10 protein-coding genes are annotated in these 13,501 nt (G+C 56.9%); 9 read left to right on the top strand and 1 reads right to left on the bottom strand.

Features of this window, described 5'->3' with window-relative positions; genetic code table 11:
• Positions 1-6: 6 nt before the first annotated feature.
• The 6 genes from ACZ5EH_RS05030 (at position 7) to ACZ5EH_RS05005 (ending at position 7,754) form a co-directional block, all read left to right on the top strand.
• On the top strand, positions 7-1,248 hold the full coding sequence (locus ACZ5EH_RS05030; protein WP_464277040.1) for a molybdopterin molybdotransferase MoeA: 1,242 nt from the start codon (positions 7-9) through the stop codon (positions 1,246-1,248).
• Positions 1,248-3,191 carry a protein-disulfide reductase DsbD family protein gene (locus ACZ5EH_RS05025; protein ID WP_464277039.1) on the top strand — a complete coding sequence of 648 codons (1,944 nt, stop codon included), beginning with the start codon at positions 1,248-1,250 and terminating at the stop codon, positions 3,189-3,191. Before ACZ5EH_RS05030 ends, ACZ5EH_RS05025 begins: the two co-directional genes overlap by 1 nt.
• Positions 3,191-4,891, top strand: a complete 1,701-nt coding sequence (locus ACZ5EH_RS05020; RefSeq protein ID WP_464277038.1) for a glycosyltransferase — start codon at positions 3,191-3,193, stop codon at positions 4,889-4,891. The genes ACZ5EH_RS05025 and ACZ5EH_RS05020 overlap by 1 nt, the downstream gene beginning before the upstream one ends.
• A gap of 32 nt (positions 4,892-4,923) precedes the next feature.
• Positions 4,924-6,270 (top strand): protoporphyrinogen/coproporphyrinogen oxidase, encoded by a 1,347-nt coding sequence (locus ACZ5EH_RS05015; RefSeq protein WP_464277037.1) that lies wholly within the window; start codon positions 4,924-4,926, stop codon positions 6,268-6,270.
• A 78-nt stretch (positions 6,271-6,348) separates the two neighbouring features.
• Entirely contained in the window at positions 6,349-7,428 is a 1,080-nt protein-coding gene (locus ACZ5EH_RS05010; RefSeq protein ID WP_464277036.1) for a M24 family metallopeptidase, read from the top strand.
• A gap of 68 nt (positions 7,429-7,496) precedes the next feature.
• The gene (locus ACZ5EH_RS05005) at positions 7,497-7,754 is read left to right on the top strand and encodes a DUF4911 domain-containing protein (RefSeq protein WP_464277035.1); all 258 of its coding nucleotides are present in this window, start codon (positions 7,497-7,499) and stop codon (positions 7,752-7,754) included.
• On the opposite strand, the gene ACZ5EH_RS05000 is transcribed toward ACZ5EH_RS05005, so the two are convergent.
• The gene (locus ACZ5EH_RS05000; RefSeq protein WP_464277034.1) at positions 7,726-8,451 is read right to left on the bottom strand and encodes a M48 family metallopeptidase; all 726 of its coding nucleotides are present in this window, start codon (positions 8,449-8,451) and stop codon (positions 7,726-7,728) included. The genes ACZ5EH_RS05005 and ACZ5EH_RS05000 overlap by 29 nt on opposite strands.
• Before the next feature lie 144 nt (positions 8,452-8,595).
• Here ACZ5EH_RS05000 and ACZ5EH_RS04995 point away from each other — a divergent pair, with 144 nt between their 5' ends.
• The 3 genes from ACZ5EH_RS04995 (at position 8,596) to ACZ5EH_RS04985 (ending at position 13,483) form a co-directional block, all read left to right on the top strand.
• A complete protein-coding gene (locus ACZ5EH_RS04995; protein ID WP_464277033.1) occupies positions 8,596-12,465 on the top strand; it encodes a response regulator in 3,870 nt (1,289 codons plus the stop codon).
• 153 nt (positions 12,466-12,618) lie between these two features.
• Positions 12,619-13,134, top strand: coding sequence for a MarR family winged helix-turn-helix transcriptional regulator (locus ACZ5EH_RS04990; protein ID WP_464277032.1), 516 nt, complete (start codon positions 12,619-12,621; stop codon positions 13,132-13,134).
• Positions 13,121-13,483, top strand: a complete 363-nt coding sequence (locus ACZ5EH_RS04985; protein ID WP_464277031.1) for an antibiotic biosynthesis monooxygenase family protein — start codon at positions 13,121-13,123, stop codon at positions 13,481-13,483. Before ACZ5EH_RS04990 ends, ACZ5EH_RS04985 begins: the two co-directional genes overlap by 14 nt.
• Positions 13,484-13,501: the final 18 nt, after the last annotated feature.

Genomic DNA, 13,501 nt, shown 5'->3' with positions numbered 1-13,501 from the left:
GCGCCCATGCTCAAGGGTTTTTTCGAGATAGTCAGTGTTGCGAAGTGCATTGAGGTGTTGCGCGGTTTTGCTCCGTTGGCGGGTGAAGCCGCGCCCATCGATGCCTGCCTTGACCGCGTTCTCGCCACCGAAGTCGTGTCTTCGGAGAACCTGCCTCTTGTTAATCGCTCCTGCATGGACGGGTATGCTGTCAGGGCAGAGGACCTGTTTGGCGCTTCTGAATCGAACGCGCCCTACTTGCAACTGGCGGGGTCCGTGCACATCGACTCGTTGCCTGAATTCTCGATCGAACCTGGGCAATGCGCCGCCATCACAACGGGGGGCACGCTGCCTGAAGGCGCCAACGCTGTTTTGATGGTGGAGCACAGCGACGATTTGGGCGCAGGATTCATCGAAGCGCAGCGCTCACTGGCGCCTGGTGACAACGTGATGTTCGCCGGTGAGGATGCGGCCCGAGGCAAAGCCGTGCTGCCGGCAGGCAGAAGGCTTGGCGTGCCGGAGCTGGGATTGCTGGCTGCCCTGGGCATTGCGGAGGTAGAAGTGGCGCGCCGCCCTGTTGTGGGGGTGCTGTCCACCGGAGATGAACTGGTGCCGCTGGAGTCCACGCCAAAGCCAGGGCAGGTGCGCGATGTCAACTCGCTGGCTCTGTCCTGCCTGCTGCGCCAGGCAGGGGCCACCCCAAAATCTTATGGCCTGGTGCCGGACACCCTGGAGCAGCTCACCGACGCCATGCACAAGGCGCTTAATGAGTGCGACGCAGTCCTTGTTTCAGGGGGCAGTTCCATCGGCGTGCGCGATCTCACCACCACGGCGATTACCTCGTTGCCAGATGCAGAGATACTGCTCCATGGCGTTGCCCTCAGCCCGGGAAAGCCGACAATTGTCGCCAGGGCTGCCGGCAAACCTATCCTGGGGCTGCCGGGACAGGTGGCTTCCGCCCAGGTGGTCATGTTGGTGCTGGGGCAACCCCTGATGCGTCATCTGGCGGGGGATGCCACTGCTTTTGACGAAAATAAACGCTGTGTGCGCCCTGCCGTGTTGGCGCAGAATCTGGCATCAAAGCAGGGACGCGAAGATTATGTACGCGTCAGGCTGGAGCACAGGGGCGAACAACTCCCCACGGCCTGGCCAAGACTGGGCAAGTCCGGTTTGTTGCGAACGCTGGTGGAGGCTGATGGCTTGGTGCGCGTGCCGGCCGAAAGCGAAGGCATTGCCAAAGGCGCTCAGGTGGAGGTGTGGTTGCTGTGATGCGCAGGGTTCTTTTCTTCCCCTTGGTATTGCTGGTGTGTTTGCTGTCGCTAGTTGCAGGGCAGCAGTACGTTTCCGGGGCTACGCTGGCTGGCGGCAACGCCACACAGCAACCCGTTATGGTGGAAGAACAGCTTTTTCGTGTAGATGCACCACCAGAAGGGGAAGCCCCCCTGGTGTTGGTCGTCTGGCTGACTCCGGCAGAAGGCTATTACGCCTATGGTCATGAACCGGGGGAGACGGGCCAGCCTACGGTGCTTTCCATCACACCACCGCCTGGTGTGGAAGCGGAAATTTTGTACCCTGAGGGCGTATTCAAGCCGGATGCCTTCGACCCTGGCATCATGGTGGAGGTCTTTCACGAGCGGACCCCGATTTTTGTCGCTTTGCATGGGGACCCGGGAGCTTCCTTGTTTTTGGTTGGCGAATTGGAAATGCTGCTGTGTTCCGACACCAGTTGCTGGCCCGTACGCCACGAGCTTTTGGTGGACCAGCCCGATTTTGACCCGAACGCGCTGCAGAGCGCAGAAGGGCAATCCTGGTGGCCGCGTTATCTTGCCCTTTCCGCAGGGGAGCCCGACCCCCGCAACCTTTCCGGAGCGGATGCCCTGGGAGCAGCGCCCCTTGACTCCATAGAAGGGGCCGACGGGGCTGATTCCATAACCCAAGGCGCCGCCGGCATTGAAGCGCTGGATATAGTGCCAGAGTATTTTCAACCAGAGTTGGAAGTGCAGGGCGTTGGCAAGGCTGCCTTGTTGGCCATCCTCGCGGGCTTTATTTTGAATTTCATGCCCTGTGTTCTGCCCGTGGTTTCCCTGAAGCTTTCCACTCTTGTGGCTGCAGCCGGTGTTGATGCATCTGCTCACAAAACGCGAGGGTTTCGCGAGCACAACGTCTTTTTTGCTGTAGGAATCCTTATATATTTTGTGGTCTTGGGTGTTGTCCTGGGTGCCGCAGGACTCGCCTGGGGGCAGCTGTTCCAAAAACCTGGCCTGATTATGGGCGTCACCGCCGTTGTCTTTGGTCTGGGGTTGAGTCTGTTCGGCCTGTTTGATCTACCCATCATCGACCTGAAGACAGGGGGGCCGAGCAAGAATCCCCGGTTGCAGGCCATGTTCACTGGGCTGCTGGCAACCTTACTGGCTACGCCTTGCAGTGGCCCATTTCTCGGTGGTGTGCTTGGCTGGACATTGACGCAGGCGCCCTCCACCATTGTAACCGTATTTCTGTGCATTGGCCTGGGAATGGCGCTGCCCTATATTTTGATGGCGTTCAAGCCCGGGCTGGTGCGGCTGTTCCCCAAGCCAGGTGGTTGGACCATCTTTCTGGAACGATTGGTGGGTTTCTTTTTGATGGGCACCTGTGTCTATCTGCTGGCGATTTTGCCCACATCGTACTTCATGTCGGCGCTGGTGCTGCTTTTGGCCGTGGCTTTTGCTGCCTGGATGTGGGGCGCCTGGACCAATTTGGCCGACCCAAAAGGCAAACGACTGGCTGTCCGCGCTGCTGCCCTTGCCGTTGTGCTGGTGGTTGGTTTGTGGGCCTTTCAGCCGCCCGACCGGGAATCCGTCTGGCTTCCTTTTGACGCCGAAAGCTTTACGGAACTCAAGGGGCAACGAAACCTGATGGTGGATTTTACCGCGGATTGGTGCCCAAACTGCAAGGTGCTGGAAAAGACAACCCTGGCAAAAGACAATCTTGAAGGATGGGGGGAGAGGTTTGACCTTGTATTTGTACAGGCTGACCTGACCGAAGATAATCCGGAAGCGCAGGCCCTCTTGCGCAAACTCGGCAGCCAGAGCATTCCCGTGGTGGCGTTGTTTCCGACTGGAGACGCCTCCGGAACACCGCTGGTGCTGCGGGATATTGTGACGGAGAGCCAACTGGAACGCGCCCTGCAGCAGACATTTGCTGCGTCTGATACGGTGGACGAGGAAGACTGATGGCGCTTTCCGAATACTGGCAGCGGCTGCCGCAGCGGACCAGGCGCGCTCTGCTTGTGGGCAGTGTGGGGCCGGATCATCTCGATGAAGCGGCCGCCTTTGCAGCAGGAGAGGGAGCGCACCAACTGGCCCTTGAATTGCAGCTCGCAGCCTGGGAGCATTATCCTTTGGATGGCGTGTTTGCGGCAAAAGTGCTGGAACGGGCCAAAGCCGTAGAAGAGGGCGTCCTTGAAATCCCTGAAACGTTGCTGCGGGCGGTGATTACCTCCTGGCGGCTGCCTACGGATGGTGAAGAGGCGGAAAAGGGGTTGCCGCTTGAGCACCTGGCCAAAAACAGGGAGTACGAACAAGCCTTTGCCTGCGCCTGCGACGCCTTAAAAACAGATGGTCACAACCTGTTTTGGTGCGAGCAGACAGTCATACTGGGCATGATGACCGGACAGGGGCGGGAGGCCAGCGAACGGGTTTTGCGCGCTCAGGTTCTGCAGCAGGATGCCTTTGCGCCCATGGCGGATTTTTTGCGTGGCGAGTTTCTCTTTGTTGCGGGTGAGTACACCGCGGCAAAAGACGCCTATCTCCAGGCTATGAACCACCCCCTGGCGCGTGGATGGCAAGCGCCGCTGGAGCGCTGCGCAGAGGCGTGCTGGCGTCTGGAATGGCGTGATGAAGCCATGGAATATTGGAAACAGGCCATTGAAAAACGCCCCTGGCATACTAACCTGTTGTTACGGGCCCATGCGGCTGTTTTGCCTGTTGAGGAGTTGATGCAATTCGCCTCCACAGCTGTTCTTGTCTACAGCTACAATAAGGCGGATTATCTGGATGCCACTTTGGCGGCCCTTGCTGAAAGCAGGGGCGCTTCTCTGATAATCGCCCTTGATAATGGCTCGACCGACGCAACACCTGATGTGCTCGCCTCCTGGCGAGACAGGCTGGGGTGCGAATGTTTGAAAACGTTGCGTTTACCGGTGAATGTCGGAGCCCCTGCTGCGCGTAACTGGCTGGCCGCCATGTCCGAACTGGACGAGATGGAATACGTTGCCTATCTGGATGACGATGCGCTGCCCCCGCCGGATTGGCTGGAGTTGCTGCATGCAGCCCGCCAAACCTGTCCTGAAGCTGCCGTCTGGGGGTGCAGGGTCATGGATCATAAAGCGCCTGAAATCATACAGAGCGCGGATATGCACTTGCAATTGCCCACGGACGAAGATGGCGCGCCCCGCGTTTTATTTGATCCACACTGCGCCAGCATGGAGCCTTTTCACATCTCTGAGCTTCATGCGCAGGTCTCAGACAGGGGGCAATTTGACTACATACGCCCCTGCGCTTCTGTAACGGGATGCTGTCATCTTATGCAAACGGACAGCCTACGGGGCATGGGCTTTGACCTGCGATACACGCCCTCCCAATACGATGATCTAGATCGGGATTTGCGCAATGCAATGGAAGGGCGATTTTGCTGCTACCAAGGGGGGCTGGCCGTGCACCACCGCAAGCGGAGCGGACGCGCCGCCTCCATGAATAACCAGGCAAAGGGTAATTGGCTGGGCAATCGCTATAAGCTCGTCAACCGCTTTTCCGCAGAAGAACTGGTCGCCCTCTGGCATGCGGAAGGGCGTTTGCTCGCCGATGATTTGATGCGCAAGATTGCCGTCCTCGAACAGGTTATGGGCATCCATGACCTGGCGGAAAGACTGTGACTGTCTAAACGCTATAGCGTAAGGAGCTTACAGTGCAGGTTAAATACCTGATAATTGGCGCAGGCCCCACTGGTCTGGGCGCCGGCGTAAGGCTGCACGAGCTTGGTGAGAGCAATTTTCTCGTGCTTGAACGCAACCCCTACGTAGGGGGGCTGTCCGCCAGCTTTACGGATAAGGCTGGTTTTACCTGGGATATTGGGGGGCACGTTGTTTTTTCTCATTACGATTATTACGACAAGGTTCTGGATGAAGCCCTTGAAGGACGCTATCTCGAGCACCAGCGCATAGCGCGTGTGCGGCTTGCTGACACCTGGGTGCCGTACCCTTTTCAGAACAACATCCGCCACCTGCCGACGGAATTGCAGTGGGAGTGTGTGCAAGGCCTGTTGCCCGGGCGCAGACCCGAGGACCCGCCCAATAATTTTGCCCAATGGTTTGAACGCGTTTTTGGCCAGGGAATCACCCGTTTATTCATGCGCCCTTATAATTTCAAGGTGTGGGCCACCCCGGCAGAGCAGATGGGGTACACCTGGATTGGCGAGCGAGTCAGCGTCATCGATCTGGAAAAAGTGTTGCATAATCTGGTGCTGCAACAGGATGATGTAGCCTGGGGGCCGAACAATGTCTTTCGGTTTCCGCTGCATGGCGGCACCGGAGAGATTTACCGCAAGGTGGCCCGTCGCATCCAGGAGCGCATTGTCACGGATTGCGCTGTTACGAAGATCGACACGGCAAATAAGACCGCTACCACCTGCAAAGGTGAAATACACTACGAGCACCTGCTCTCCACTGGCCCTCTGGACATACTTGTGCGTGAGCAGCTTCGTCATGCCCCAGACGCCATGCATGACGCGGCCGGCCTGCTGGAGCACAACGGCGTTTTCGTCGGGGGCGTGGGCGTGGCCGATACGCGGGACGATCCCACGTGCTGGATGTATTTTCCGGAGGACAATTGCCCCTATTACCGGCTGACGAACTTCCATAACTATTCGCCGAATAATGTAACGCCTGCCGGGCAAGCCAGGGGACTCATGGCCGAAACATCTTATTCGCGCCACAAGCCTGAGGACATTGCCTCACTCATGGACAAAACCGTGGATGGGTTGGTGAACACGTCCATGCTCGATGCCGCCCATCGTGAAAAGATCGTCAGCCGCTGGGAAATGGCGGTGGACTATGGATACCCTGTACCAACGCTGCACAGAGACAAAGCCCTCGCGCAACTCATTCCCTGGTTGGAAGAACAGAGTATTTGGTCACGGGGGCGCTTTGGCGGCTGGAAATACGAAGTGTCCAATATGGACCACTCCCTGATGCAAGGGGTGGAATGGGCCGAGCATATGCTCCTGGACAAAGCCGAAACAACGTATAAAGTGTAACGCCGCACCATGTTGCGTTTGATTGCTGCAGTTGGAAATAATAACGATGTTCGATACAGATAAGGGCAGATATATATCATGAATCCCGCCATTTACGCGATGCGCAGGGAGAAACTGCGCTATAGCCTCCAGGAAAAAGGGCTTGATGCCCTGATAGTAAGCCATGCTGCCAATCGGTTTTATTTGAGCGGCTTTGAACTGCACGACCCCCAGTGCAACGAGACAGCAGGCTGGCTCTTTATTACCGCCAAGGGCAAGGACTGGCTGCTTACCGATCCCAGATACTATGACGCGGCCAAGCGTCTTTGGGATGAGGAGTACATCCATATTTCTTCTGGTGTAGAACGCGAGAAGCAGCGTACTTTTTTGAAAAACGCATCAGGCGCCGCTCAGGCGCGTGTTGGATTCGAATCAAAGTCCATGAACGTGGATACCTATGATTTCCTGCGTCAGGAACTCTTTCTGCACCCTACACGGGGTATGATCGAGCGGCATCGGGTGATTAAGGACAGCGATGAAATGGCCTGCATGGAGCGCTCCATCAAGGTCAACCACATGGTTTGCGAACGCGTGCCGGAAGTTTTAGTGCCAGGGCGCACCGAGGCCGAGGTGGCCTGGGAAATAGAAAAGCTGTTCCGCGAGCTTGGCGCAAGCGAGCTTTCTTTTGCCTCCATAGTTGCCGTGGGGCCCAATGCCGCCCTGCCGCATGCCATCCCTGGGGAGACCCAGATACGCGAAGGCGACATGGTTCTGGTGGACATCGGCGGCCGTGTGGACAACTACTGTTCTGACCAGACCAGGACCTTTTGGGTAGGCGACAAGCCGTCCGATCGTTTTTTGAAGACCCGCGACATGGTGCAGGAAGCCCAGAACAAGGCCATTGAAGCAGCGCGCCCCGGCATGCGCATCATGGATCTGTACGGCGTGGCCAGAGACAGTTTTGTCTCCCATGGCGTGGAATCGCGTTTCACCCATGCGCTTGGGCACGGCATTGGCCTGGAGACGCACGAGCCACCCAGCCTGGGCCCCCGTACGGAAAGCGAATTGAAGCCCGGTATGGTCGTTACCGTGGAGCCTGGGCTCTATGACCCCGAATGGGGGGGCATCCGTTGGGAGTATATGATCGAGATTACCGAAGACGGCGCGAGGGTTTTGTGAGTAAAGGCAGAAAGCGGCGCCGTCTGCCCAGGATGGTGCCGCCACCGTGTCGTTCTGAGCGGGTTTATGTGAAGTTGCCCCGCGCAAATGTTGCGCGGCTTCGGTTTTTTCTCGAAGGTTATGACAACCTTGGCTACGCCACGGTGCTTGATCCGTGGGAGGCGGTGGCCGTTGTGGTCTTTTCCCCTTCCCAGCGTAGAGAGATGCTTGCCGTGCTTGAGGGGCTGGCTCCTGTTCTGGGGCTGGAAATGGTCCCTTTGCCCGCTGCGTTGCACAGCCAGGCGGATGCAGCCGCAATCAGCGCACCGCCACCCATGCCGGAATAAAACGCCACGCCGTATTCAGGGCCTTGTCCAACTCCAAGGAGCGGGGCTCCACCTGCACGAGGAGTGACCAGAAGTCGCGGGAGTGGTTCATGAACGCCGTATGGCAGAGCTCGTGCAATAGCACGTAGCGCGTCATTTCAGGGGGCAGCAGGAGCAGGGCCGCATTCAGGCTGAGGGTGCCGCGGCTGGAGCAGCTCCCCCAGCGTGTCTTTTGCAGCCGAACCTGAACGCCTTTACTGTACAGGGCTGTTGTTTTTTCCAGCTCTCGCACCAGGGGCGTAAGCTCTTGCCGCGCCTTTTCCTTGAGCCAATTTTGCAGTTGAAGCGCGTGGGCTTTTTCATCCGTAGGCGCCCCCAGAAAGACAAGCTCTCTGGCGTTTTCCAGCAGCCGCAGTTTACTCCTGGATTCCGCCCCATATCGTACAGGCCAGATTTCAGAGAGCGTACGCAGGTTCAATTCCTGTGGCTTAAGGCACGGGGGCGCCGCGTTTACCGAAAGTCTGCGCAGGGTGGCGCGAATCCAGTCGGCGCGTTCACGCACCATTGCCGCGGCATATTCTTCGGCTTTGCTGCCATGGTAGATCGCTGGCAACACAACCTCTACAGAGCCTCCCGGGGCGTGCCCCGGCAGTACGCGGATGCTGGCTCGCTTGGCCCTTGTGCTGCGGCGTATGGTGTAAGCAGGTAGTTCAGACATGACCTGCATTATTTACTGCAGTGGCAGGACAGCCGCAAGGGCGAGGGATGCCAGGCACTTGACCGCGTCGTGTCTGCCAAATAGAAGGGTAGGCGGCTGTTGGTACGGGGGGAAGGCGGCCGAATACACTACACAGGTGGTGCAATGGGGCTTCGTTCGAAAATTGCCGCGCTCCCGATCCGCTATAAACTGCTGAGTACATTTGCTTTTGTGGTCCTGCTGGCCATGTTGCTGGTGTTCAGCCTGGTTTATAACCAGGTCAGGGGGCTCATGCTCGGCAATATGGAGGAGCAGCTCGAGAATGGCACCAGTTCCATTCTCAACATGGTGCTGGCCGGCGCCAGACTCTCTGTTCGCAATTATTTGCGCGGCGTGGCGGAGACGGATCTGCAGATCCTTGAACGTTACCAATTGCGCGTGCAGCAGGGAGAATTGAGCGAAGGCGAGGCCAGAAATCGCGCCAGATCCACGCTGCTGCGGCAATCCATTGGTCCCTCCGGCTATGTTTTCGTGCTTAATTCCCAGGGCAGGGTGCTTGTCCACCCCAGTTCCGCAGTGCAAGGCCAGGATGTTTCCGCCTTGCCCTTTGTGCAGGAAATCCTGGAGACGGGGAGCGGGGGGTATGTCGAATATCTCTGGCGCAACCCAGGTGAATTGCATGAAGTTTCCAAGGCGGTCTTCGTTGAGTATCACGCGGCTTGGGACTGGTACATCTGCTCTTCTTCCTATCAAAAAGAATTTCGCGCCCTGATCAACCCCCATGATTTTCGAAAGGGCATGGAATCCGTCTCTTCCAGTATGCATGGCGAAGTCTATGTTTTTGACGGGAATGGCGATGCCATCATCGGACCTCCTGATTCAGGCTTGCTTGATCCGCAGAATGAGGACTCCCGACGTGTGCTGCAAACCTTCATGTCGCAAAGGAACGGCCGCATTTTCTATAGTTGGAAGGAGGGCGATGATGCAGTTGCCCGCACCAGACTGGCTGTCTACAGAGATATTCCCGATCTGGGCTGGGTGGTTGTCTCCACGGTTCCGGTGGATGAATATTACCGCCCATTGCATCTCTTGCAGCTTTCGGTGCTGGCGTCGTTTATCCTGACAATGCTGTTGGTCGTTCCTTTCAGTTTCTGGATAGGAAGCTACATAACACGTCCCTTGCAAAATCTTATCGGCAAGTTTGAGCGGGGTGCAAAAGGCGATCTCTCCGTACGCACGGATCCCGGCCCCCCGGATGAATTGGGCAGGTTATCGGCCTTTTTCAACGAATTCATGATCAGGCTCGAAGCCTACAGCAATGCGTTGCGAGAGAGCGAAGAGCGCTACCGTACGGCCATGGACTCCACCCCTGATCCTTTGCTGGTTTATGACATGAGTCACAGGGTCAGTTACTGCAACCCCGCGTTTTCACGGGTTTTCGGGTGGTCGCAGGAGGATGTTCTCGGGCAGCAGCCTGATTTCGTGCCTCAGGAATACGCCCAGGAGGCAGACCACTTCATGCACGCCGTGGAGCAGGGCACCACGGTACATGGGCTGGAGACAGCGCGCCTGACCCGGAACGGGGAACTCCGGTACGTAATCATGAGCGGCGCTTTATATGGCGGGCGCGACGCCGCCCCCATGGGTATGGTTGTGAGCATGCAGGACGTGACGGCGCATCGCTTGGCCGAAGAAGCCCTGAAACGGAGCGACGACGAGATTCGCGAACAGTTGGAGCAGCAGGTTAGCGAGCGCACCAAGGCCCTGGAAGCTGTGAATGAAGAATTGCGCCTGGCCAAGGAAGCCGCAGAGGCGGCCACTGAGACCAAAAGCGAATTTCTGGCCAACGTGAGCCATGAAATTCGCACGCCGCTCAACGGCATCATTGGGGCTACAGACCTGGCCAGATGGGAAAACCTCACGCCAAAGCTGCAGCGGTATATTGATATTGTCCACACTTCGGCTGAATCGCTGCTGGCCATCATCGAAGGGATACTCGATTTTTCCAAAATCGAAGCAGGCCGGCTGGAGCTGGAGGAGGGGGAGTTTTCTCTGACGCTCTTGCTGAATGAGATTCGGGGCTTGTTCTCCCCACGCGCAACGCAGAAAGGAATCGAATTACTTTTTCACATCCGGCCTCAAGTGCCGATACGCCTGATAGGCGATTCCCTCAGGCTCAAACAGGTGCTCATCAACCTTGTTGGCAATGCTCTGAAGTTTACAGAATCAGGGGGCAGTATCGTTGTTGGGTGCAGTATTAAGGACGCTGCGGCAAATGATCGGCTTCTCTTTGATTTCAGCGTTACGGATACGGGAATAGGTATCAGTGATGCGCAGCAGGAGCGGTTGTTCAATCCGTTTACCCAGGCGGACGCCTCGACAACCCGCAAATACGGGGGCACAGGGCTTGGGTTGTCCATCAGCAAAAGGCTGGTGGCGCTCATGGGCGGTGAAATAGGTGTGGTCAGCACGCCAGGTGAAGGAAGCACGTTTACCTTTTCGGTTGCCCTTAAAAAGCATCCGGACGCAGGCAAGATGCAAGAATTTCCCAATCTTCAAGGGAAGCGCGTGCTGGTGGTGGATGACAGCGTATACGGGCGTTCAGTGGCCTCATCGCAGTTGCAGGCTTTGGGGGTGGCATATACGGCCCTGGCAGATGGCGAAACGGCGCTGGAAACCCTGCAGGCCGCGATGCAGGGCGAAATACCCATGTTCGACGCTTTGATGATCGATTGGCGAATGCCTGAAATGGACGGTTTTGAACTGGCCAGGCGCATTTGCGATGAACTGAAGCTGAAGTTGCCCACCGTACTCATAACCGCGTTTGCTGAAGACAAGGGTTTGCAGGAAGCAAACATGTTGCACATCGATGGTCTGCTGGGAAAACCCTACCTGCAGGAGACCCTGGGGCAGGCGCTGGAGCAGTTGTTTGGGGATAGAAAAGACGCCCCGACAGGCGAAGAGAGTATAGAACAGGACGCACAGGGGCTTGCGCTGGCAGGCATGCGTGTTTTGATTGCGGAAGACAACCCCACCAACCAGGAGATTGCAGCCGCCATCCTGGAAAGCGCCGGGATGCAAACGGTTGTGGCTGATAATGGCCTGGAGGCCTGGGAACGCCTGGAGGAAATGGGGCGGGAAGGGTGCGACGCCGTTCTTGTTGACCTGCGGATGCCTGAAATGAATGGGTTTGAATTTGCCCAGAAACTGCGCAGAACGCCGCAATTTGCAGGGTTGCCGCTTATAGCCGTTACGGCGCGGACCGGGTCGGAGACAGAGACCCAATGCCGTGTGTCTGGTATGGATGGCATTGTGTCCAAACCCTATGACCGGAAAACGCTTATCCAGGCGTTGGTCAAATATTGCAGTGGGTTGACGGTTGCGACATCTGAAAAGAAGGTGAACAAGCCCAGGCGCCTGGATACGTCGACTGTGTTTGGTGTGGCTCCCGATCTGGCGACGGTTTCGGGGCTCGATGCTGCGGCTTCGATGCAGCGGTTGGGGTTGGATAATGACGGGTTCAGGCGCATTTTGGGCAAGTTTCGCCACGCCAACCAGAATACGGCAGTGCGTCTTCGTGAAGTATGGGGGCGCGGTGATTATTCTACCCTGAGCAGTGAAGCGCACAGTCTTAAAGGAAGCGCTGGGAGTATTGGGGCGGTGGCTCTGCAAGCAGCGGCCCAGGAACTGGACGACGCGAGCAAGAAAAAGATCACGAGCGCAGAGCATGTAGCGGCGGTGGAGCGTGAGCTTGGTAGTCTTTTACGCAGTCTGGAGGGGGTACGCGAACCTGAGCGCCCCCGACAGAGAAAAGTCGAGAAAACCGATGAAGCCGCCATGCGCGCTGCAATCTCCTCCATGCGCACCGCATTGGCGACGGCCCAGCCAGTAGCCGTTTCCAGCGCCTTGGAAAAGATGCACTCCTATTTTGATCAGGCAGAGCTCAATGATTTGCAATCGCTAGCTGAAGAGTATGAATACGAATTGGCGCTGGACGCGCTTGGTGTTTTGGAATCCAGCCTTGAGCCGGCGTAACTTCTGTTGCCCTCCTGAATAGTTTTTTTCAAATACATTCTGCGGTGTTGCTGTGCGATAGCAAAACAGCTGACGCACCATTATTATTTCATCCGGCCTATATTGACAGAATACTGTCAATTTGTCAGAATGCTGTCAAATTGGGAGTTGCAGATGAAACCAGAACATACGCCGGAAGGCGCTGCATTGACCGCATGCATGCTGGAGATTTTTCGATGTAACGGAGCTCTTTTGGCGGCAGGAGACGAGCTGGTGCGCGACATTGGGCTGACCAGCGCCAGGTGGCAGGTGCTGGGTGCTTTGGCGCTGCACCAGGGGGGCAGCGAGCTTACTGTGGCGGCTATCGCCAGAAATATGGGGCTTGCCAGGCAATCGGTGCAGAGGACGGTGAACGAGTTGCACAAGGAAGGACTGGTTGTTTTCAGTGACAACCCCCATCATAAGCGCGCCAGACTGGTCATGCTCAGCGAAAAAGGGAGTGCGGTCTATCAAAAAGCCCATGCACGACAGGTGCATTGGTCAAACGCTCTGGCCAAGTCGTACGACGCCCAAGATATTTGCAAGGCACTCGCCCTTCTTCAGGAATTGCGTGAACGGTGTGGCAGTATGCATGACGCAATAGCAACGGCCCAACGAGAAGATAAAGGAGGCCAATATGCTCAAGATTGAAGAACTCGAGGCTCAGGTGACGCTTTTTGAACAAATGCAGGGCAGCACAGCCCCGGTTGTGCTTATGAATGTCTTCAGCGTGGCGCCGGAAGAAACTGACTTGCTGCTTAACGCCTGGCAGGCTGACGCCGCCATCATGGCCAGACAGCAAGGGTTCATCTCCACACAATTACATAAAGGCATCGGGGGGAGCTCCGTCTTTATCAACTATGCAGAGTGGCGCAGTGTCGCTGATTTTCGCGCAGCATTTGAAAATCCGGAATTCCAGGACAGCCTCGAGAAGTATCCCCCCAGCGCCATGGCCAGGCCGCATCTGTTCGAAAAGATCAATACGCCCGTTACTGGATGATAATCCGGAAACAGGGTC

Source organism: Desulfovibrio biadhensis (assembly GCF_055388615.1).
Note: the sequence above shows the minus strand (reverse complement) of the source record. Positions and strands in the feature narration are given on the sequence as shown.

Excerpts from the sequence above, each read along its gene's own strand:
- ACZ5EH_RS05030 (WP_464277040.1), top strand. The coding sequence starts at position 7 with ATGCTCAAGGGTTTTTTCGAGATAGTCAGTGTTGCGAAGTGCATTGAG.
- ACZ5EH_RS05025 (WP_464277039.1), top strand. The coding sequence starts at position 1,248 with ATGCGCAGGGTTCTTTTCTTCCCCTTGGTATTGCTGGTGTGTTTGCTG.
- ACZ5EH_RS05020 (WP_464277038.1), top strand. The coding sequence starts at position 3,191 with ATGGCGCTTTCCGAATACTGGCAGCGGCTGCCGCAGCGGACCAGGCGC.
- ACZ5EH_RS05010 (WP_464277036.1), top strand. The coding sequence starts at position 6,349 with ATGAATCCCGCCATTTACGCGATGCGCAGGGAGAAACTGCGCTATAGC.
- ACZ5EH_RS05000 (WP_464277034.1), bottom strand. The coding sequence starts at position 8,451 with ATGTCTGAACTACCTGCTTACACCATACGCCGCAGCACAAGGGCCAAG.
- ACZ5EH_RS04995 (WP_464277033.1), top strand. The coding sequence starts at position 8,596 with ATGGGGCTTCGTTCGAAAATTGCCGCGCTCCCGATCCGCTATAAACTG.
- ACZ5EH_RS04990 (WP_464277032.1), top strand. The coding sequence starts at position 12,619 with ATGAAACCAGAACATACGCCGGAAGGCGCTGCATTGACCGCATGCATG.
- ACZ5EH_RS04985 (WP_464277031.1), top strand. The coding sequence starts at position 13,121 with ATGCTCAAGATTGAAGAACTCGAGGCTCAGGTGACGCTTTTTGAACAA.